The following is a 19,881-nucleotide window of genomic DNA, read 5'->3' as shown; positions in this document are numbered from 1 at the left end:
CCGTCCATCCAATCAGCTAGGTGCCAAGATGGGCATGCCGTTCAGTCACGGTGTTGCTGCTTGAACGACGTCATCACGCCCGTTGGTAGAGAAGCCTTCCGCCTCAAGCGTTCTTGAGCGGTCCGCGCTCCCAGGTAAGATCCATCAGCCATAGGCACACGGGAACCTCGAGCTATGGGCCTATTGGCCCATTGAGGGGAAGGTGGCTAAGCTCGACATAGAGCCCGCTTTCGCACTGTGAGCCATCTCATGAATCGAGAAGAGGCAGACGGTGACGATTGGCGTTCGGTCAGCACGCGCCTTCCCGATGAGGAAACAATCAGGATAGCGAAAGAGCGGGCTCGTGAGCTTGGCCATGGCCGCTCTGCGGCTCAGCCATCTGAAATACCTCCCGCTGGATGGCGGGACATTCTCAAGAGGGTCTTCTGGGCGGTCCCTCGCGACCGTGTTCTGTCAACGGCTGGTGGCGTTGCCTTCTTCGCCCTTCTATCCACGTTCCCAGGCATCGCGACGATCGTATCACTCTACAGCTTGTTCGCAGATCCTGCTGTCATTGGCCAGCACTTGAGCGTGCTCATAGGGGTCCTACCCGACGGCGTTCTCGATCTGATTTCGGCTCAGCTTCAGCACGTTGCCCAACAGGGCACAGGGACCCTCAGCACGGCCTCACTGCTCAGCTTCCTCATCGCCTTTTGGAGCGCCAACTCAGGGGTTGTCGCCCTCTTCGACGCACTGAACGTCATCTATCGGGAGCGCGAGAAGCGAGCCTTAGTGCGTGTCTACGCGACCACCTTCCTGTTCACGACGACCGGAGCCATCGTCACAGTGGCCGCTATCGGCATCGTGGTGGGCGTTCCCATTCTGCTGAACGAGATCGGCTTTGGTGCACGAACGGACACAGTGATCCGGATCATGCGTTGGCCAGCTCTGATCTTCCTCGTTAGCCTCGGCCTTTCGCTTGTTTATCGATACGGCCCAAGCCGCCGTGAGGCAAAGTGGAGATGGGTCAGTTGGGGTAGTGCCGTTGCCGCGATTGGATGGGTAGGCGCCTCGGCCGCATTCTCTTGGTATGTCGTAACCTTCGATAGCTATAACCGTATTTATGGCTCTCTCGGAGCTGGCATTGGCTTTATGTCCTGGATCTGGATCTCGATAGTCATCGTCCTTCTTGGTGCTGAACTGAACTCCGAGATGGAACGACAGACGGCGCGGGATAGCACCATTGGCCAACCGAGGCCGTTGGGATCTCGAAAGGCATTTGCCGCCGACACGGTCGGGCCACCCTAAGGGTTTGAACTCACCAGCTTGGGCATTCGAAAGGCGTCTTCCGACCCATACCAGCCGCTTGGACCGCCGTCGGTGCGTCCCGGAAGCGGTCATTCGCACTCGTCCTCCCTTGCCATCGATACTGCCGAGGGCACACCCGCTAAGAACTGTCCGAGGGGTACGCCGTACGCCTAAGCGGTTTTCCGAAACGCCGCCTGCCTGCGGGATCGCAACCCCGTTCATGATGGTGCCGAGGCCACTCGCGGAGAAAGTGTCTCAGAAAGCGCCTGTCAACTTCTGGACGAAGCTGATTTTTTATACAGGTTACGGTCCGACAACTCACCATTCGGCTCTCGGATATATCGAAATGATCTTCGTCACACAGGCGGACGGCCGCGTGACCTACGTCAGCCCCGAGTGGGCCGCATTCATCGGCCAGGCAGCTGCTGAAGCCGTGGGACACGGATGGCTCATCTGCATGCATCCTGACGACTACGAGACTGCCGTCACTTTCCTGCGCAGCGTCCGTGATCAGCAGAGCGAATACAGCCTCCGCACTCGCCTACGTCGGGCCGATGGCAGCTACGCCTGGGTGATGATCGGCGCCGTGCCATCCTATGGTCCACCGGGGCACACCTTCCTGGGCTACCTAGGCTCACTAACCGAGATCATTTCCAGCGGCTCGGAGCCGCTGAGTGCCTACGGCACCCTCGCGCGCTTTGTCCCTCCGCCTACGAGCCCGACGACGCCACCCGGCTCAGCCCTGGAAGCCGTAGCTGACTACCTGCTGATCGCGCACGGGCTCATTGAGCAGGACAGCGCCAAGGAAATGCTCCCTGTGCTGAGACAGGCACTCGTGGTGGCGGGCATTCTGCTGGCGCGGAGCATGAGCTCGTCTGAACCGACCGACCAATTCCATTGAATGGGCTGCTGTACGCCCAAGGATGCCATAAAGTCGGCCCTTGGCTGTTTCTGAGAGCAGCTATTCGTAAGCCCTCCGGCAATTTCGGCTCGGGATGGGAAGCGTGCCCTGACCTGTCAAACGGCATTGGAACGGGACCCCGGATCGGCTTCCAATCGGGGCTCTGACTCACTTTCGCTGATGCCGGCGGCGTTGAGGTTGAGGATATCCACGATGGAGCTGCAGCATGCGCCCTCGCTTCAGACCGTCGAGCCTCGTACCTGCCGGATTCGTCGTCGATCACCTCGATGTCGGCACCGATCGGATTGGTCTGGTCGTGAGGTCCGGATCTGCGACGGCGACGTGCCCAGACTGCCGGACCTCGTCACGTCGCATCCAAAGCCGCTACCAGCGCCGTGCCGCCGACCTGCCGCTCGGTGGTCGGCGCGTCGAACTCCAAGTCATGGTGAGACGCTTCTGGTGTGACGCAGCGGCCTGTGGGCGGAAGATCTTCGCCGAGCGCTTCTCCAACGACGTCCTGCCTGCCTTCGCTCGGCGCACCTCACGGCTGGAGCAGATCGTCCATCACCTCGGGCTCGCACTCGGTGGTCGGCCCGGTGCGGGGCTTGCCCAGCGTCTCATGCTGCCCGTCAGTCGAGATACGCTCCTGCGCGTGATCCGCCGTCGGGCGGCGACACACTCCGATCCACTCAGCGTCATCGGCATCGACGACTTCGCCTGGCGGCGCAATCACCGCTACGGCACCCTCGTCTGCGATCTCGAACGCCGCCGCATCGTAGCGCTCCTGCCCGACCGCGAGCGGGCTACCGCACAGACTTGGCTGAAGATGAACGGCTCGATCCAGATCGTCGCCCGCGACCGCGGGGGTGGATATGGCGAGGCCATTGCCCGTGCTCTGCCGCAGGCCATCCAGGTCGCCGACCGGTGGCACCTCATGGAGAACGCCAGCCGTGGCTTCCTCGATGCCGTGCGCAGGTCGATGCGACAGGTTCGCGAGGTCGTCGGCGCAGCCACAATCGATCCGGCGCTGCTCACTGCGGCCGAGCGCATCCAGTACGAGGGTTACCTGCGGCGGAAGGAGGCGGACGCGGCCATCCGCGCGCTCGCCGAGGCAGGCGTTCCGATCCGCCGGATCTGCCAACGTCTTGGCCACAGCCGTAAGGTGGTGCGTGCGGTCCTGCGTGGGGAGCGTACCGACGTCTTCCGCGTCCGCCAGAGTTCGCTCGATGCCCATTTGCCCTGGCTCGATGCCCAGTGGGATGCTGGCAGCCGCAACGCGACCGAGCTTTGGCGCAGGGCGAAGGGACAAGGCTTCCGAGGATCGCTGCGCGTGGTCGGGGAATGGGCAACGCGGCGTCGACGCGCGGAGCAGGCCCAGATCGAACGGCTACAGCGTGTGCCGTCGGCACGAACTCTGGCGCGATGGCTGACGACAGGTCGCGACCGCTTGACCAAGGCGGAGACGCTGACCGTGGCTGCCGTCGAGGACGGCGTGCCGGCGCTGGTTGAGGCGCGCGAGGTGGTGGGCGCTTTCCAGACGATGGTTCGGGCGATGGCGCCGGACAGGCTCGAAGGGTGGCTCACGCGTGCTGGCACAGGCCTCGTCGCCTCGTTCGCCCGCGGAGTCGGTCAGGACCGAGCTGCGGTTCGGACAGCGATCACGTTGCGATGGTCGAACGGCCAGACAGAGGGGCAGATCACCAAACTCAAGCTGGTAAAGCGCCAGATGTATGGCCGCGGCAAGATCGACCTGTTGCAAGCTCGCCTGATCGGATTGACCTCCGGATGATCAGCGAAAGTGCGTCAGAGCCCTTATTCCACGCTTAAACACACCTCAGGGGCAAAAAGCCCAATGATCCCGTGGGCGGTTATCGGGTCCCACTTCGGCCTAAAGCATTGATGCATCAGCCTCGGCGCGGTCCCCTTGGGAGCGCCAGCACGCTGGCAGTCACCAGAATCTGCGAACTTTCTCCAAGAAACCTGATTGCGCGGAAAGCCCGGCTCGTTCCGTGGGCGCTCCGCGCCCTCGAGGCACGCGCGTCGTCCAGCCGCTGAGCTTCTTTACTGGCGATGGTTTGCGCCGGCCCAGTCGCGACCTCTTGAGGGCTAGGAAGCTCCGGCGGGACGGGGCCGGGTGTCCCGCCTCACCAGAACCAGATGGCGCGTCCGGCCACCGCGTAGATGACGAACCAGAGGCCGATGGCGAGGGCGACAGACGCCACGACAAGGGCCGGATGAGGCCTCCTGCGGGTGCGGCCGGTACGAGCGGGGGCGATCTGATCCATCAGCGAGGCGGAAGCATCTCCGGCCGAACGCATGCCCGAAGGCTGCTCGCCCGGGGCGCTCGGGGCCCCGTGGATGCGGTCGGCGACAACGGTGCCTTACGACCAACATCCGGCGTCGCTGTCCTCATCAAAAGATGCCTTCGCGCCGATCGGATTGCCGGCTCAGCGCGTCGTGCGAATCTCCGATCGATCGCTGCCGAGCGTCGCAGCCTGTGATCGGCGGGGATATCGGGGATGGAACGCGATCCCACCGACATAGGATGTTGCGCGGCGCAACCCATTAACACGGCGCGACTTTCCGCCGGGCATGATCGCACGATGCCTCAGCCTGCGAGTTCGCGATGCATTTCAGGATCCAAGCCACCGGACAGCATCTCTGGACCTGGGTGCTCCTCGACGAGACCGAGATGACGGTGGCCGAATCCGACCGGTCGTTTCCCTCCCGGACGCAGGCCTCGGCGGCGGCTCTGGCCTTCGCGAAGCTGGTCGCGCGCGCCAGCCGCTCGCTGAACGGGGGCGCGTCGAGCGGCCTGCTGTAGGTGATCGCGTCCGCTGCAACCCCGCTGCGGGTTCTCGCGCCGCGGCCGCGGTCGATCAGCGCCAGCGCTCCTTCATGCAAGCGAGCAGATGGACGGTCCGCATGCATCCCTCGCGATCCGACTGGGTGCGCGCGTTGCCCATGCAGGCATCCATTCCCAGGCGCAGCAATTGACGGTCCACGTCCGTCGTGCGGGCGCAGGAGAAGATCGGCTGAAAGCCCTCGAACCGGCTGACCTGCCAGAAGATCGCGACGAACGCCGTCAAGCAGAAGCCGAAGACCATTGGTCGGCTGTCGTAGAACCATTGCCTAAGCTCTCGGTTGTCGACGCCGCGCACGCGCATCCCTGTCCTCATCGCGCAGTCGTATGCCATCGTATCACGGACGGCTCCGCCCTGGCACAGGCGGGCCCCGCCACGCGGCGCGTGGCGTCGCGCGGGAAACACGCGGGAAACGGGATCTGGACTATGCGCCGCGGTCACCTCATCGCTCTGTGCCTCGCGCTGAATGCAGCTCACGCATGGGCCCTGGATGCGCGAACGGCTCCTCCCACGCACGAACCGGAGCGGCCTCGTCCTGCCGAGAATGGCAGACAGTGGCGCAATTCGAGCGACGCGCGATCCGAGGCGAATGCGGCGGCGACCCTTCCTAGCGGCAGCGTCGCGAGTCTCGGCCAGCTGGCGGACCCGGTCGACAGCCCGCTCGTCGCCAAGTTCAGGGCCGTCCTGGCGACATACGATGATTTTGCCGCCCACGGTGATGGCAAGGCGTGGACAGAGGCGCCGGTGAGTTCCGATAGGCTTTCGATCAGACTGCGCGGTGCGTGGCGCGCGAGGTCCCGTCAGTCGACACGTGCAGGCTCACGAGATTGTGCCTCTCCGCGTGCGCCAGATCTCGCGATCCGAGCGCTCGACCGCGTTCCGATCGCTGGATGAACCATCGACCAGCGACCGCGCGAGACGGATTTCGGCGCCCTGTGTTCGCTCTTCACGCGGGATACTCGATCCGTCGGTCGCGCGAGTAGCGTTAATTTCAGCCCGTCCCGTCGAACGCGCACCGATTGTCAGGACGTTCTTGCGGACCGGAGTTTTGCCGTATACCCCACATCGGAGAGCCAACGCGCGATCGAGGGCCGGGGGGATGCCGCTGGTTGTCATCTTAGCCGCCCTGTGCGGCGGATTGCCTGTGCTTGCCTTTGGCTGGCAAACGTTCGGCTTCTACACGATAATACTCGCGTCCTGTGTCGCCAGTGCAGCCGCCGTACTGGTGGGTGGCGGACTCGCGCTCCTGAAGGTCGCGAGGTCCCGGACTTCGCAGGATCCGGCGAAGATCTTCGACATCGACAGGCTCACGAGCGGCGACCGCAGCGACTTTCGGCTCGTTCCGCGCCGCCTCTACTTCGACATCGAGCACGGTCGCGAGATCATCAAGGACGAGATCGGCATCGAGGCCACGAGCATCGACCAGGCGCTCGACGACGCCCGGAGCGTGATCCGGGACATGGTCCAGGAGCTCGCCGACGAGGGCTACGCGGAGGACTGGGTGCTGGTGGTGCGCGATGCCAGAGGGGCTTCGGTCGCGCGCCTGCCCATCGAGCGGACGCCCGCGCAGACACGGCCCGACCGCCGCTCCGCCTGATCGATCGGGTGCGGCGTTCGCGTCCCCGCGATTGCTGGCTCGCGACGATGGCCCAGCATCCTGCGCCGGCCACCGGAGTCGCGCGTGTGTCAGCGCTCGCCCAGCTCGTGAAGCAGGCGGTCGCGGGCGCGGCTGACCCGGCTCTTCACCGTGCCCGGCGGGCACCCGATTACGGAGGCCGCGGCCTCGTAGGCAAGACCGTCGACGGCCACGAGGATCAGCGCCTCGCGATAGGCCGGGTCGAGCCGATCGATCGCGGCCCGGACCTCCTTCAGGCCCATGCTGTGCTCCTGGGCGGCCGGTTCGAAGAGGGTGACGGCGTGCGCGCCGTCGGGATCGGGGACCTCGAAGCGTCGCTTGCGTCGTCCGTTGATGAAGCCGTTGCGCAAGATCGTGAACAGCCAGGCCACCAGGCTCGTGCCGGGCTGGAAGCGCTGCCGGTGCTCCCACGCCTTGAGCAGCGTGAACTGCACGAGATCGTCGGCCTCGACACCGTCGAACGTCAGCGACAGGGCGTAGCGGCGCAGGCGCGGCACCAGGGCGATCAGATCGTCCTTGAACGCACCGGGAACCTGCCGTTCGGACTCGGCGGCATCCAGGGCCGCGGACAGGCGGCCCAGCACGCCGGCCAGCCGTGAGCTCATCTCGATCGGTGCAACTTCTGAATAGTACTGGCGCAGCCGATGACCGAGTTGCGCCTGGATATACGAGATGACGGGATCGGACGCGCCGGCCGGATCGCGCTCTTCGACAGCGGGCTTCACGGTGAAGCTCTGGGCTCGATGGGGTGGAGACAGCGTCGCGACGGGCACGACATCTCGCGGGAGGGCTGCGAACTTATCTCTGGTTGATCTCGACGATGTCAATGATGCAGGTATACCAGTGAAAATTGCGGATCGGGCGGAACCTGCTTGCGCGCAACCCGTTTGTGCCCCGCTGCGAGGGGCGCGGCGTCGAGGCGGCGGGGACCGGACGGATCGTGACGGCGGGTGTCGACAGGCATGAGCTCCGGCAGATCATCGCCGGCCTGAGCGAGGGCGTGATCCTGGTCGAGCCCGACCAGACCATCGCCTACGCCAACGCGGCCGCCCTGGCGATGCACGGTGCCGAGAGCCTCGACGAGCTCGGCCCAACCGTCGACGCCTATCGCGACCGCTTCTGCCTCCGCTACCGCAACAATCACGAGCCGGAGAACTACCCGATCGAGCGCGTGATCGCTGGCGAGACCTTCCACGACGTGGTGGTCGAGGTCACGCGGACAGACCGGCCCGGTGTCGAGTTCGTTCACTCCCTCAGAGGCTTGGTCGCCACCGACCGCGACGGCAACCCGAGCTGCCTCGCGCTGATCCTGAAGGACGTCTCCGACCAGTTCGAGGCCGAGGAGCGGTTCGAGCGCACCTTCAACGCCAACCCGGCCCCGGCGGTGATCACGCGGCTGTCCGACCTGCGCCACGTCAGGGTCAATCTCGGCTTCCTGGAGATGACCGGCCACACCCGCGACGCCGTCATCGGCCGCAGCGTCTACGAGGTCGACGTCCTGGCCGGCGCGCGCAACCGCGACCTCGCCGTCGCGCGGCTCAATGCGGGCGGCACGATCCCGCAGATGGAGGCCTGCCTCGACCTGCCCGACGGCGGGCGTCGCTTCGTGATCGTCGCCGGGCAGCCGATCGAGATGGGCGATGAGCCCTGCATGCTGTTCACCTTCGCGGACCTGGAGCTGCGCCGGAAGGCCGAGGCCGCCCTGCGCCAGAGCGAGGAGCGCTTCGCCAAGGCGTTCAGGCTGACGCCGATCCCGACCGTGCTGGTGCGGGCCGAGGACGGCCAGGTCACGGGCGTGAACGAGGCGTTCAGCCGGGCCTTCGGCCTGGGCGAGGACCGCGTCGTCGGCCGCTCGCTGGAGGAGGCCGGCCTGTGGGTGACGTCGTCTCAGCGGGAGGCCTTCGAGAAGAGGCTGGTGAGCGAGGGCTACGTACTGGGTACTGAGGTCTGCCTGCGCCACGAGAGCGGCGCGAACCTCGACTGCCTGGTCTCGGCCGAGCGGATCACGATCAACGACGCCGATTTCCTTCTGCTGGTGCTGCAGGACATCACCGAGCGCAAGCACTCCGAGCGGGAGCTGTTCGACGCGATCGAGACAGTGATGGCCGACACGTCGTGGTTCAGCCGCGGGCTGATCGAGAAGCTGGCGAACCTGCGCCGGCCTGGCCGGGAGGGCGGCGACGCGGCGGCGCCGAACCTGACCGTGCGCGAGCGCCAGATCCTCAACCTGATCTGCTCGGGGCTCAGCGACGACGCGATCGCGCGCAAGCTCGGGCTGTCGCGCAACACGGTGCGCAATCACGGCGCCGCACTGTACCGGAAGCTCGGAGTCCATCGCCGGACCGAAGCGGTTGTTTGGGGCCGGGAGAACGGATTTCCACTCCAGGGACCCGGTGGCTGAATTTCATTATACTGGTAATTTGGAACTATTGATCCACCAGACGTCGCCATCATCTGACCGCCATCTCACCGTCGGCGGACCGTTCTCCGGTCACCCGGTGATCCCCTCGGCCCCCGCGTGCATGCGGGGGCCGTCTATCCCGGTGGGCCGCGCGCCCGACCGGACCTCTCGACCGACGAGTACGACCGCCACCACGACCGTGAAGGAGCGCACGCGATGAGCAGCACGACCGACAAGATCGAGGGCCTGGCCAACGAGGCGGTGGGCAACGTCAAGCAGGCGGCCGGCAAGGCGACGGGCAACGACAAGCTGGTGGCCGAGGGCAAGGCGCAGGAGCTGAAGGGCGAGGCGCAGAAGACCGTCGGCGACGTCAAGGACGGCGCCAAGTTCGTCGCCGACAAGATCATCGGCAAGCACTGAGCCCGTCCCGCGGCGCCGTCCCCTCGGCGCCGCCCTCAGGCCCTCGCCCGGCACGGTGCCGGGCCTGGCCGCTCGATGCGCGAGAGCAGAGCCGATGCGGCGCTTCGCCAGCCTCTTCCTGCGTCAGGAATTCGTCTTCCTGATGCTGGCCATCCTGCTGAGTGTCGGCGCGGGCGTGGCCTACTGGGCGTCGCGGGCCACCGTCCTGACGATCGCTGTCGCCCCGAAGGACGGAACCGAGCCGGCCCTGATCCAGGCCTACGCGGACGCTCTGGCCAAGCGCCACAAGGAGATCCGCCTCAAGATCCTGCCCTTCGACGACGTGCGCGACAGCGCCGAGGCGCTGGGCGACGGCCGCGCCGATCTGGCGATCGTGCGGCCGGATGTGGAGCTTCCGGATAACGGCCTGACGCTGGCGATCCTGCGCGATCAGGCGATGATCATCGCGTCGCCGGAATCCGCCGGGATCGCCCGCTTCCCCGATCTCGACCGCAAGCGCCTGGCGATCCTGGCCCACAGGGACGCCGACGAGGCGCTCATCCGCGCCATGCTGGAGCATTACGGTCTGACGCTGGTGACCACCGAGCCGGCAGGCGCGCTGCCGCCGCGCCACGTCGCCCTGGTCGAGATGGCCGAGAGCGACCTGGGCGCGGCCTTCGCCCGGAAGCGGGTCGACGCGGTGATCTCGGTCATCGCGCCGACCGCGCCGACGGCGCAGCGGATCGTCGGCCTCGTCCAGGCGGCCAGCCGCGATCGCAAGATCTCCTTCGTGGATGTCGAGAACGCCGAGGCGATCGTTGCCCGTCTACCGCGGCTGCAGGTCGTCACCATGCCGGCCGAGACCTTCGGCGGCAGCCCCAAGGTGCCCGACGAGGAGGTTCACACGGTCGGCGCCTCGTACCGCCTGATGGCGCGCGCGAACCTCGCCCGGTCGGTGGCGGCCGACGTCACCCAGCACCTGTTCGAGCTGCGCAGCGCCATGGCCAACGTCACGCCCGCGGCCGACTATTTTCAGGCGCCCGCCTATGACGGGACCGTCGGCGCGACGAGCGCCCGGCTGCCGATCCATCCCGGCGCTGTCGACTATTACGAGCGCGAGCAGCAGAGCTTCATCGAGCGCTACGAGACCTGGATCTACCTGCTCGCCTTCCTCGGCGGCGGTATCGGCTCCGCGCTCGCCTGGATCGGCCAGCGCCTGTCGCGCCTGCGCCGGGAGCGCGTCGAGGAAGCGACGGACCGCCTGCTGAGGATCCGCCAGGAGGCGCAGGAGACGACCGACCCGGCGCGTCTCGAGAGCCTCGCCCGGGAGATCGACGATCTCGCGGGCGACATCGCCAAGCACGCCCTCGAGCGACCGACCGAGGCGCGGACCATGTCGGCCGCGGCCATCGCCATCGACGCCGCCCGCTCGACCGTCAAGCGCGCCATCACGACCGGCCGGAGCGCGGAGGACGGGTCCGCGTTGGCTGGCCGGACGGTCGCGAGCGACGCGGGCCCGAGCGGGGCCTGACCCATTGCGGCGGATGACCGCCGTACCACCCGGGCCGAGGGCCCGCCTCAAGAGGACGACGCGATGAGCAAGGGATACCCTTCGATGACCGCCCTGCTGGGCCTGCTGGCCGTGGCCGGTTACCAGAACCGCGACCGGATCGCCGAGTGGCTCGGCGGCCACGCCAAGGACGCGTCCCGGTCGCCGGCGCCGCAGGTCCCGCCCGCGACGGGTTCGACCATCCCGGCGAACCTGGATCGGCTCCTCGGCGGCGCCAGCGCGGGCGGCGTCGGCGGCCTCATCGCCGGGGGCCTGACCGAGCTGGTCGACCATTTCACCAAGGGCGGCCACGCCGAGACGGCCCAGTCCTGGATCAATCACGGGCCGAACCGCGACATCCCGACCGCGGATCTGGAGCGCGCCATCGGACCGGACACGCTGGCGGCCCTGGAGCAGCGCACCGGCCTGAGCAAGAGCGAGCTGCTGGCGCGCCTCTCGCGCGACCTGCCCTCGGCCATCGACCGCTACTCGCCCGACGGACGCCTGCCGGCTTTCAGCTGATCCGCTCCGTCGCGGTCGTCGCGGCGGTGCCGCCGCGACGACCGGCACCGGTTCCGGCGGCCGCTACTCGACCAGCTCGTCCACCTTCGCCATCAGCGAGGGCGAGATGGTCAATCCCAGGGAGGCGGCCGTCGTCAGGTTGAGCAGGGTGATGAAGCGCTCGCTCGCCTGCACCGGCAGGTCGCCGACCACTGCGCCGCGCAGGATCCGATCGATGTAGCCCGCCGCCCGCTGCACGTCCTGCTCGACGCTGGTCGTGTAGGCGGCGAGGCCGCCGAGGTGGACCGGCGCCGCGTAGGCGTACACGGCCGGCAGGCGGTGGGTCGCCGCCAGATCGACGATCAGCTGGCCGTACACCCCGGTCACCGCGTCCGGCAGCGCGATGAGGCCGCCCTCCGGTTGTCCGGCGAAGCCGGCGATCGCCGCCTCGATCTCGGCCGCGTCGTGCACGCCCGCGATCCGGGCGTCGATCCCGAGTGCTGGGCCGATGCGGGCCATCTCGGCCGTGTAGCCCGCCAAGCGCGCCCGGTAATCGGGGTTGATGAGGGCGAGCGCCCGCGTCACGCCGGGGCTGAGTTCCTTCAGGAGCTGCAGCCACTTGCCGACGAGGACGAAGTCGAAGTTGGTGAAGCCGGTGAGGTTCCCGCCGGGCCGCGACAGGTTCGTCACGAAGCCGCCGCCGACCGGGTCCTGAAGCATCATGAAGACGATCGGAACCGTCGTGGTCGTCCGCTGGAGCGCGGTCGCGCCGACGACGCCCTGCGCGAGCACCGCGTCGGGCGCGCGCGCGACGATCTCCTCCGCCTGGACGCGCATCCGCTCGGCGTCGCCGTTGCCGTACTGCAGGTCGACCGTCAGGTTCTCACCCCAGATCCAGCCGGCCCGCTTCAGGCTCTCCTTCAGCGTCTCGACGATGACGGGACTGTCGGGATGCGCCTCGCCGTAGACCAGCAGGATCCCCAGGCGACGCTGACCCTTCGCCGGCGCGGCGGCGAGGGCCGGCCACGCGGCCGCGCCGCCGAGGGCCGCGATGACGTCGCGCCGTCTCATCCGCCGGTCTCCCGTCCGAACCCGTTCCGAGCATCGCCGATCGGGAGGGATTCCGATCGCACGCCCTCGGACGGTAATAGGCGCTGCCTTAAGGCGGGGCTATCGGGGCGGGCGACGGGGAAGCCGCGCGCGACTCAGCGGACCTCGACCCGACTGCCGCTGCCGCCGTTCAGCAGCCGCTTCAGGTGGAAGGCCGCCACCCCGTCGTCGGGGCGCAGACCGACCAGGGCCGCGAAGGCGGCCAGCGCGCCGGCCTCCCCGGTATCGAGCTTGGCGTAGGCGTCCTGGTACTGGGCGAGCAGCGCGTCGCCGTAGGCCGCTTCCGTCAGGGGTTCGTAGGCGCGCAGGGCCGTCTGCTTGCCGCGCAGGAGGAGGTCGCCGAGGGGGCGGCCGCGGAACTGTCCGGCGCGGATCACGACGGCGTCGCTGACGCAGATCCGCGTGCCGAAGGCCTTGTTGGCGTTCTCCAGACGGGCGGCCGTGTTGATGGTGTCGCCGTAGGCCGTGTAGTCGAAGTAGCGGCCGCCGCCGAAATTGCCCACGATCGCCGGGCCGGCATGAACGCCGATCCGCGTCACGCCGATCTCGATTCCCCGCTCGCGCCAGCGATTGCGGAAGCCCTCGGCCGCCTCGTCCAGGGCGAGGGCGCAGGCCACCGCCCGCGCCGCGTGGTCCGGCTGGTCCCCCGGCGCGCCGAACAGGACGTGCAGGGCGTCGCCGACGATCTTGGCCACCGTCCCCTCGTGGGCGAAGACCACGTCGGTCATCTCGGCGAAATAGCCGTTGAGGATCTCGGCGAGCTGCGCCGGGTCGAGGCTCTCCACCAGGCTGGTGAAGCCCGCGATGTCGGTGAACAGGGAGGCCACGTCGCGGCGGTGGCCGCCGAGTTCGAGGCCCGACGCGTCCCCCGCGAGCCGCTCGGCGAGGTTCGGCGAGAAGTACCGGGCCAGGGAGGCGTGGGCCCGCTCGGCGAGCGATTGCCGCCGCCGCCCCTCGCGCAGGTCCTCGACGTGGCGCAGCGTCCGCTCGATCGTCGTCTCGAGGTCGGCGAAGTCGATCGGCTTCGTCAGGAAGTCGAAGGCGCCCCGGTTCATTGCCGTGCGGATGTTCGCCATGTCGCCGTAGGCCGAGACGATGATGATCGAGGGGCGCTCGGCCAGCTCCTGCAGCTTGGCGAGCAGGGTCAGCCCGTCCATCCGCGGCATGTTGATGTCGGAGACGACCAGATCGACGTCGCGGCTCTCGGCCAGGCGGTCCAGCGCCTCCTGCCCGTCGTGGGCGAACAGGAACGTGACGAGGCCCTGCCGGATCTGGCGGCGGAACTTCTGGGTGATCAGCGCCTCGAGATCCGGCTCGTCGTCGACGACGAGGATCTTGGCGCTCGGCGCACCGGGCGTCATTCGGTCCCCGCGAAGGCGGACAGACGGCGATCGATCTCGGCCTTCAGAACGGCGAAGTCGATCGGCTTGGTGATCAGGCCCACGGCGCCGGCGGCGCGGACCTTCTCGCGCGTCTCGGCGTCGCCGTAGGCCGTAATCATGATCACCGGCACGTCGGGGCGGGCCGCGCGCACCAGGGGCAGCAATTCGAGGCCGGTCATCCCGGGCATGTTGATGTCCGACAGCATCAGGATCAGGCTCGGCTCGTTCGAGCCGTTGATCCGCTCCAGGGCCTCCGCGGCCGAGTGCGCGAAGGCCATCGCGAAGCGTCCGGCGCGCAGCTCGCGGCGAAACTGCTGCCGGAACAGGTCTGTCACGTCGGGTTCGTCATCGACGACGAGGATCAGGACGTTCATGGCTGGCTCTCAGTCTCGGTCGCCGCCTCGGTCGCCGGCTCGGTCGCCGCCAAGGTCGGTGGCCGAGGCGGCGCGTCCGGCGTAACACTCTGCCGCGGCAGGGTGATGATGAATTCCGTGAAGGCACCCGGTTCCGTGGCGACGTCAACCGTTCCGCCGTGCTGCTTGACGAGGATGTCGTGGCTCAGCGACAGGCCGAGCCCCGTTCCCTCGCCGGCCGGCTTGGTGGTGAAGAACGGGTCGAACATCTTGGCCTTGACGCTGTCCGGGATGCCGGTGCCGTTGTCGCGCACGCGGATCTCGACGCCGTCGCCCCGGTCCCGGGTGGCGACCGAGAGCGTGGGCGCATAGCCGGGTTCGCCATCGGCGGCCCGCTTCTCGGTGGCGTAGAATCCGTTCGACATCAGGTTCAGCAGGACCCGCGTGATCTCCTGAGGGTACAGGTCGGCGAGGCCGGCCGCCGGATCGTAATCGCGCACGAGGGTCACGTTGAAGCCGGGTTTCGCCGCACGGGCCCCGTGATAGGCAAGATTCAGGCTCTCCTCGACCAGCGCGTTGACCTCGACCGGGCGATGCTCGCCGGACCCGGTGCGCGAGTGCAGCAGCATGTTCTTGACGATCGAGTCCGCGCGCTTGCCGTGCTGGACGACCTTCTCGAGATTGCTCTTGAGCAGGCCGGCGAGCTCCTCGACCTCCGCGCGCGTGTCCGGGTCGAGGGTCGTCGGTTCGAGCACCTCCCGCAGCTCGTCCACCAGCTCGTTCGAGAGCGACGCGAAGTTGTTGACGAAGTTCAGCGGGTTCTTGATCTCGTGGGCGATGCCGGCGGTGAGCTGACCCAGCGAGGCGAGCTTCTCGGACTGGACGAGCCGGCTCTGCGCCCGCTGGAGATCGTCGAGCGACCGGTTGAGGTCGCGGGTCCGCTCCTCGACCTTGGCCTCGAGCGTCTCGTAGGAATCCTGGACCCGGCTCGCCATCGTGTTGAACCGGTGCGCGAGGGTCTCGATCTCGTCGCCGGTGCGGATCACGATCCGCTCGGACAGGTCGCCCGCGCCGAACCGCTCCGCCCCGTCCTCGAGCTCGCGGATGGGCACGACCATGCGCCGCGCCAGGAAGGTGCCCGCCACCGCCGCCAGCAGGACGCCGAGACCCATCAGCGACGTGGTCTGGATCACGGATTCGAGCGCCGGCCCCATGGCGTCGCGCAGCGATTCCTGCACGAAGACGATCCAGTCGACCCGCGGGATGGTGGCGTGGGCCGCCAGCACCCAGCCGCCGTCGAGGCCGGTCGTGATCTCGTAGTCCTGACCCGCCATGCGGGAGCCGGGCAGGGCCGCCGCGACCTCGGGCAGGCCGGAGAGGTCGGTGTCGCGCAGGACGAGACTGAGGTCCGGGTGCGCGATCAGGCGACCGGTCGCCGTCGTCACGAAGGCGTAGCCGTGCTCGCCGACGTTGATCGCGCTGACGACGTCCCAGATCAGCTTGAGATTGACTTCCGCGACGGTCACGCCCGGGTCGCGGCCGGCATGGGCCACCGAGACGGTCATGTACGGCTCGGAGCCGCGCCGGAAATAGACCGGGCCGAACCACGTCTTCTGGGCGAGCGCCTGGGTGAAGCGCGGCGAGGTCGAGAAATCCTTGCCGCTGGCGACGGCGTCCGGCTCCAGCCGGGAGACGCGCAGTTGCTCCTTGCCGGCCGGATCGAGGTACGCCACCTCCGTGATGGCCGGCGCCTGGCGCAGCAGGCGGATGAAGTCGTAGCGCTGCTGCTCGGGGGAGACGCGCCGCCACTCGGCGCGCGTCGTCCAGCCGATCTGGCCCTCGATCGAGGACAGGAAGGCGTCGACGCGCTCGGCGGCCGCGCGCGCCTTGGTGCGCTGCGTCTCGATCGCGGTCCGCTTGGCGTCCTGGTAGTTTAGCGTCAGGTCGACGGCGCCGTTGATGAGCAGCACGAGGCTGACCAGGCCCACGAAGGCCACCGCGAACTTCCCCGCGAGCGGCAGGCGGAACCAGCGCGGCGGCGCTGTCGCGGCCGGCGGGGAGGCTGTCGGGCGCGGCGCCGTCATTCGACGATCTCGTCCGCCTGGGCGAGGAGCGCCGACGAGATCGTCACGCCCATGCTGCGGGCCGTCTTGAGATTCACGATGAAGTCGAACTTCGTCGGCGCCTGGACCGGCAGGGTCGCGGGGTTCTCGCCGCGCAGGATGCGGCCGACATAAGCGGCCGCCCGGCGGACCGTCTCCACCGGATCCGGTCCGTACGACATCAGGCCGCCCCGATAGGCGAAACGCCGGATCGCGAAGACCGCGGGGACCCGGAGACTCGTGGTGAGCGCGACGATGTGGTCGCCGTTGGCCTCGCTGAACGTGCCGGGGGCGACGATCAGGCCCCCGTCGCCCCGCCGCGCGAGCGCGGCGATCACCGGCTCGATCTCGGCCGCCTTGTCGATCTTCACCACCACCGGCTCGATCCTGAGCGCGGCCGCGGTGGCGCGGAACGGCTCGGCGTAGAGGTTCTCGCCGCGGATCTCGGTGCTCGGATTGGACAGGAGCGTGACGTGCCTGAGGCTCGGAACAGCCTCCTTGAGGGCCGCCACCCATTTCCCGCCCAGCGGCGCCTCGTAGAGCGTGAAGCCGGTGATGTTGCCGCCCGGGCGCTGGAGACTCTCCACGTACCCGAAGCGGACCGGGTTCGAGGCGCCGACGAACACGATCGGGATCTGCTTCGTCAGAGCCGCCACGGCCGTGAGCTGCGCGCTGAGGTAGGCGAAGATCACCTGCGGCTGTGCGGCCACGAGTTCGGTCGCGAGGAGACGCGTGCGCTCGCGGTCGGCCCCGGTCCAGCGATCGTCGACCCGCTGATCGGGATGACCGTGGTCGCGCAGGCCGGCATGAAACGATTCCGCCAGCACCCGGCCCTCGGGATCGCCCTCCGCGAACGGCCAGAGGGCCGCGACATGGGCCTGACCCTGCGCCAGCACGGTGCGCGGCCACCCGGCGAGCGCCAGGGGCAACCCAGCGAGTACGGTTCGCCGCCTCATCGGACCATCGCGCCACATCCCCGCCCACGGCCCCGCCGCGCGCTCAGGCCCCGCCCTGCGATCGACTGCCGAAGCATAGTGTACGCTCGACTGCGACACCACGCGCGAGCCGCCGCGCGGTTATCAAAATGCCAGCCGCATGCCGCCGACGATGTTTCGCGGAGCACCCGCGAAGACCGATCCCGTGGTGGTCGCCAGCACGGCGGCGCCGTTCTGGAGTCCGGTCGTGCCGCTGATGCTGTTGGCGAGGTTCTGCGCGGAGGCGACGTAGGTCGTGTCGAACAGGTTGCGCACCTCGACGTACAGGCTCAGCCGCTTCGCGTAGCCGCCCGTCAGCTCCGTGGCGTAGTGCAGGTTGGCGTTGACCACCGCGTAGCCCGGCGCCTTCAGCAGGTTGGCGTTGTCGAGGTAGAAATCGCCCTGGACGACCGTCTCCACGAAGGCGCCGAGACCCGCGAGCGGGCCGCTCGGCACGTCGTAGCCGAGGCGGGCGAGGATCTGGTGGGCCGGAACCCCGGGGATCCGGTTCCCGGCCCGGTCGAAGGACCGGCTCAGGCTGCCGGCGCTGAGCTGCTCGGCGTAGCGGGTGTAGATCTGGTCGTCGAACGTGTAGGCCAGCGTTCCGCGCCAGCCGGGCGCGAAGGCCCAGTCGGCGCCGGCCTCGATGCCGCGATGCTCCGAGGCCGGCGCGTTGAACGTGTAGGCGAGGAGGCCGGCCCCCGGCGATTGCGAGACCAGCTCGTTGCGGAAGAACTCGTAGAACCCGGTCACGCTCAGGCGGAGATCGGTCACCGGGCTCCACTCGGCGCCGAGATCGAAGCCGAGGTTCTCCTGCGTCCGGAGCTGCGTGTTGTTGCCGGGCAGCCCGGCCGGGGTGATGAACAGGTTGCTGGCGGCCGGCGTGGTGTAGCCGGTGGCGACCCGGCCGCGCAGCGCCCAGGCCGCGTCCGGCCGGTAGACCAGGGCCAGTTCGGGGGCGACGTTGAGGAAGGACCGGTTCGCGTCCGCCACCGTCCGCGTCGTGCCGCTCGCCGCGTGCGCGTAGGCGACGTTGCGCCCGGTGATCGTCGTGGTCTCGGCGCTCAGGCCGAGGATGCCGGTCCACTGGTCCAACAGCCCCAGCTCCAGCCGCGCCCGGCCGCCGAGATTGGACTGCACCGCCGTCTGATCGCCGATCAGCGCCCCCAGGCGCGGGCCGACGTAGGGGGCCCGGTTGAAGGTGGTGATGTGGTTGTCGATCGTGTTGTAGGCGAGCGCGACGTAGCCCGTCGCCGGCAGGCCGAACACGTCGCCCTGCCGGGTCAGGTCGGTCAGGAAGTTCCAGGACGGGTAGGAGCCCCGCGACGCGGTCGTGTAGAACGGCTGGTCGAAGTTGCGCTCGTCGAAGCCGAGCTGCGTGCGCCACGTGGTGAACGCGTCGAGGTCGTGCTCCCAGCGGACGGCCACGATGGTCCGGCGGTCGTTGCGCCCGAAGCTGCCCTCGTCGGCCGTCACCGGCACGGTCGCGCCGAACGCCCCGTTCCGGAACAGGTTGAAGGTGGTGCAGCCCGGAGCCGCGTTCGCGGCCGCGGCGCAGCCGCGCTGGTACGGGTTGATCCGGTACTGGGCCAGGGACGCACGGGCGGGCAGGTTGGCGTCGAGGGTGTTGTTGATCACCTTCAGGGTGAAGCGATTGTCCGGCGTCGGGGTGTAGCTCGCGAGCAGGTTGATGGTCTGCGTGTCGTAGCTCGCGTGGTCTTGGTAGCCGTTCGCGCGGACATCGCTGGCGAACAGACTGATCTCGAACGGGCCGCTGACGCCGCCGACGGTGAAATAGTTGCTGAGGTAGCCGAAGCTGCCGGCATCCACCCCGATCTCGTAGCCGTCGATCTCCCGCCCGGTGCGTGTCCGGAACGCGATGGTGCCCCCGGTGGCGTAGTTGCCGAAGAGCGGCGATTGCGGCCCGCGGAACACGTCGATCCGGCCGTAGGCGCGGGGGTCCGTGAGGTCGAAGCGCGCCGCCCCGTCCGGCTGGGTGAGGATGAAGCCGTCCTCCAGGACGACGGTGTTCTTGATCACGCCGGTGGAGCGGGCGTTGTTGCCGCGGATCGAGATGACCACGTCGCGGCCGCCGTTCCCCTGCCGCACGGTCACGCCGGGGCTGTTCACCAGGACCGAGCCGATGCTGGTCGCCGGCCGGTTCGCGATCGTGTCATCGCGGCCGATGCCGGTGACGATCTCGCCGACCGGGTGCTCGATCACCGCGGGCGCCGAGCCCGGCGGCGCCGCCACGCCGAAGGCCGGCGCGGCGGGCCGGCCCGCAACGGGCGCGGCCTCGCCCTCCACTGAGAGTTCCTCGAGGGTGACGGCGGTCTGGCCGAGGGCGGGGAGGGGGCTTCCGGCGAGCAGGAGCGCGAGGGCGCCGCCGCGCAGGACGGGGGAGTCGGAGGTCATCGGAGGT

Annotated in this window: 17 protein-coding genes; 9 read left to right on the top strand and 8 right to left on the bottom strand. The window is 68.4% G+C overall.

Annotated features, from left to right (window positions below):
- The first annotated feature begins 249 nt into the window (after nucleotides 1–249).
- The 4 genes from LXM90_RS24010 to LXM90_RS23995 all read left to right on the top strand — a co-directional run bounded on the left by LXM90_RS24010 (nucleotide 250) and on the right by LXM90_RS23995 (nucleotide 5,012).
- The gene (locus tag LXM90_RS24010) at nucleotides 250–1,287 is read left to right on the top strand and encodes a YihY/virulence factor BrkB family protein (RefSeq protein WP_026605331.1); all 1,038 of its coding nucleotides are present in this window, start codon (nucleotides 250–252) and stop codon (nucleotides 1,285–1,287) included.
- Nucleotides 1,288–1,633: 346 nt separating this feature from the next.
- Nucleotides 1,634–2,188 carry a PAS domain-containing protein gene (locus LXM90_RS24005; protein WP_020096604.1) on the top strand — a complete coding sequence of 185 codons (555 nt, stop codon included), beginning with the start codon at nucleotides 1,634–1,636 and terminating at the stop codon, nucleotides 2,186–2,188.
- 226 nt (nucleotides 2,189–2,414) lie between these two features.
- Nucleotides 2,415–3,977 (top strand): ISL3 family transposase, encoded by a 1,563-nt coding sequence (locus LXM90_RS24000; RefSeq protein ID WP_042669342.1) that lies wholly within the window; start codon nucleotides 2,415–2,417, stop codon nucleotides 3,975–3,977.
- Between the two features lie 837 nt (nucleotides 3,978–4,814).
- Nucleotides 4,815–5,012: a hypothetical protein gene (locus LXM90_RS23995; RefSeq protein WP_020096365.1), complete on the top strand. Its 198-nt coding sequence runs from the start codon at nucleotides 4,815–4,817 to the stop codon at nucleotides 5,010–5,012.
- 55 nt (nucleotides 5,013–5,067) lie between these two features.
- On the opposite strand, the gene LXM90_RS23990 is transcribed toward LXM90_RS23995, so the two are convergent.
- Nucleotides 5,068–5,355 (bottom strand): hypothetical protein, encoded by a 288-nt coding sequence (locus tag LXM90_RS23990; RefSeq protein WP_026605446.1) that lies wholly within the window; start codon nucleotides 5,353–5,355, stop codon nucleotides 5,068–5,070.
- Nucleotides 5,356–6,151: 796 nt separating this feature from the next.
- Here LXM90_RS23990 and LXM90_RS23985 point away from each other — a divergent pair.
- On the top strand, nucleotides 6,152–6,649 hold the full coding sequence (locus LXM90_RS23985) for a DUF6894 family protein (protein ID WP_020096367.1): 498 nt from the start codon (nucleotides 6,152–6,154) through the stop codon (nucleotides 6,647–6,649).
- An 89-nt stretch (nucleotides 6,650–6,738) separates the two neighbouring features.
- Here the strand turns inward: LXM90_RS23985 and LXM90_RS23980 are convergent, their stop codons facing one another.
- The gene (locus LXM90_RS23980) at nucleotides 6,739–7,461 is read right to left on the bottom strand and encodes a sigma-70 family RNA polymerase sigma factor (RefSeq protein WP_234081154.1); all 723 of its coding nucleotides are present in this window, start codon (nucleotides 7,459–7,461) and stop codon (nucleotides 6,739–6,741) included.
- 167 nt (nucleotides 7,462–7,628) lie between these two features.
- Between LXM90_RS23980 and LXM90_RS23975 the strand changes: the two genes are divergently transcribed.
- The 4 genes from LXM90_RS23975 (at nucleotide 7,629) to LXM90_RS23960 (ending at nucleotide 11,559) form a co-directional block, all read left to right on the top strand.
- A complete protein-coding gene (locus LXM90_RS23975; protein ID WP_026605448.1) occupies nucleotides 7,629–9,089 on the top strand; it encodes a helix-turn-helix transcriptional regulator in 1,461 nt (486 codons plus the stop codon).
- Nucleotides 9,090–9,305: 216 nt separating this feature from the next.
- Nucleotides 9,306–9,509 carry a CsbD family protein gene (locus tag LXM90_RS23970; RefSeq protein ID WP_234081152.1) on the top strand — a complete coding sequence of 68 codons (204 nt, stop codon included), beginning with the start codon at nucleotides 9,306–9,308 and terminating at the stop codon, nucleotides 9,507–9,509.
- A 94-nt stretch (nucleotides 9,510–9,603) separates the two neighbouring features.
- Nucleotides 9,604–11,019, top strand: a complete 1,416-nt coding sequence (locus tag LXM90_RS23965; RefSeq protein WP_020096373.1) for a TAXI family TRAP transporter solute-binding subunit — start codon at nucleotides 9,604–9,606, stop codon at nucleotides 11,017–11,019.
- A gap of 63 nt (nucleotides 11,020–11,082) precedes the next feature.
- Complete coding sequence (locus tag LXM90_RS23960) at nucleotides 11,083–11,559, top strand: YidB family protein (RefSeq protein ID WP_026605449.1); 477 nt, start codon at nucleotides 11,083–11,085, stop codon at nucleotides 11,557–11,559.
- Between the two features lie 63 nt (nucleotides 11,560–11,622).
- Here the strand turns inward: LXM90_RS23960 and LXM90_RS23955 are convergent, their stop codons facing one another.
- From LXM90_RS23955 to LXM90_RS23930, 6 genes are all read right to left on the bottom strand, one after another.
- Nucleotides 11,623–12,609, bottom strand: a complete 987-nt coding sequence (locus tag LXM90_RS23955; protein WP_234081151.1) for an ABC transporter substrate-binding protein — start codon at nucleotides 12,607–12,609, stop codon at nucleotides 11,623–11,625.
- 134 nt (nucleotides 12,610–12,743) lie between these two features.
- Nucleotides 12,744–14,009, bottom strand: a complete 1,266-nt coding sequence (locus LXM90_RS23950) for an adenylate/guanylate cyclase domain-containing protein (protein ID WP_020096376.1) — start codon at nucleotides 14,007–14,009, stop codon at nucleotides 12,744–12,746.
- On the bottom strand, nucleotides 14,006–14,404 hold the full coding sequence (locus LXM90_RS23945) for a response regulator (RefSeq protein WP_020096377.1): 399 nt from the start codon (nucleotides 14,402–14,404) through the stop codon (nucleotides 14,006–14,008). Before LXM90_RS23945 ends, LXM90_RS23950 begins: the two co-directional genes overlap by 4 nt.
- Nucleotides 14,401–16,467, bottom strand: a complete 2,067-nt coding sequence (locus LXM90_RS23940; RefSeq protein ID WP_042674860.1) for a sensor histidine kinase — start codon at nucleotides 16,465–16,467, stop codon at nucleotides 14,401–14,403. The genes LXM90_RS23945 and LXM90_RS23940 overlap by 4 nt, the downstream gene beginning before the upstream one ends.
- Nucleotides 16,464–17,441 (bottom strand): ABC transporter substrate-binding protein, encoded by a 978-nt coding sequence (locus LXM90_RS23935; RefSeq protein WP_026605450.1) that lies wholly within the window; start codon nucleotides 17,439–17,441, stop codon nucleotides 16,464–16,466. The genes LXM90_RS23940 and LXM90_RS23935 overlap by 4 nt, the downstream gene beginning before the upstream one ends.
- Nucleotides 17,442–17,564: 123 nt before the next feature.
- Nucleotides 17,565–19,874: a TonB-dependent receptor family protein gene (locus tag LXM90_RS23930; protein ID WP_020096380.1), complete on the bottom strand. Its 2,310-nt coding sequence runs from the start codon at nucleotides 19,872–19,874 to the stop codon at nucleotides 17,565–17,567.
- Nucleotides 19,875–19,881: the final 7 nt, after the last annotated feature.

Origin of the sequence: Methylobacterium oryzae (assembly GCF_021398735.1) — a bacterium.
In the GTDB taxonomy this organism is placed as follows: domain Bacteria; phylum Pseudomonadota; class Alphaproteobacteria; order Rhizobiales; family Beijerinckiaceae; genus Methylobacterium.
The sequence above is the reverse complement of the archived record's forward strand: the minus strand, read 5'-3'. Positions and strand labels throughout refer to the sequence as shown.

Excerpts from the sequence above, each read along its gene's own strand:
- LXM90_RS24010 (WP_026605331.1), top strand. The coding sequence starts at position 250 with ATGAATCGAGAAGAGGCAGACGGTGACGATTGGCGTTCGGTCAGCACG.
- LXM90_RS24005 (WP_020096604.1), top strand. The coding sequence starts at position 1,634 with ATGATCTTCGTCACACAGGCGGACGGCCGCGTGACCTACGTCAGCCCC.
- LXM90_RS24000 (WP_042669342.1), top strand. The coding sequence starts at position 2,415 with ATGCGCCCTCGCTTCAGACCGTCGAGCCTCGTACCTGCCGGATTCGTC.
- LXM90_RS23995 (WP_020096365.1), top strand. The coding sequence starts at position 4,815 with ATGCATTTCAGGATCCAAGCCACCGGACAGCATCTCTGGACCTGGGTG.
- LXM90_RS23990 (WP_026605446.1), bottom strand. The coding sequence starts at position 5,355 with ATGCGCGTGCGCGGCGTCGACAACCGAGAGCTTAGGCAATGGTTCTAC.
- LXM90_RS23985 (WP_020096367.1), top strand. The coding sequence starts at position 6,152 with ATGCCGCTGGTTGTCATCTTAGCCGCCCTGTGCGGCGGATTGCCTGTG.
- LXM90_RS23970 (WP_234081152.1), top strand. The coding sequence starts at position 9,306 with ATGAGCAGCACGACCGACAAGATCGAGGGCCTGGCCAACGAGGCGGTG.
- LXM90_RS23965 (WP_020096373.1), top strand. The coding sequence starts at position 9,604 with ATGCGGCGCTTCGCCAGCCTCTTCCTGCGTCAGGAATTCGTCTTCCTG.
- LXM90_RS23960 (WP_026605449.1), top strand. The coding sequence starts at position 11,083 with ATGAGCAAGGGATACCCTTCGATGACCGCCCTGCTGGGCCTGCTGGCC.
- LXM90_RS23955 (WP_234081151.1), bottom strand. The coding sequence starts at position 12,609 with ATGAGACGGCGCGACGTCATCGCGGCCCTCGGCGGCGCGGCCGCGTGG.
- LXM90_RS23950 (WP_020096376.1), bottom strand. The coding sequence starts at position 14,009 with ATGACGCCCGGTGCGCCGAGCGCCAAGATCCTCGTCGTCGACGACGAG.
- LXM90_RS23945 (WP_020096377.1), bottom strand. The coding sequence starts at position 14,404 with ATGAACGTCCTGATCCTCGTCGTCGATGACGAACCCGACGTGACAGAC.
- LXM90_RS23940 (WP_042674860.1), bottom strand. The coding sequence starts at position 16,467 with ATGACGGCGCCGCGCCCGACAGCCTCCCCGCCGGCCGCGACAGCGCCG.
- LXM90_RS23935 (WP_026605450.1), bottom strand. The coding sequence starts at position 17,441 with ATGAGGCGGCGAACCGTACTCGCTGGGTTGCCCCTGGCGCTCGCCGGG.
- LXM90_RS23930 (WP_020096380.1), bottom strand. The coding sequence starts at position 19,874 with ATGACCTCCGACTCCCCCGTCCTGCGCGGCGGCGCCCTCGCGCTCCTG.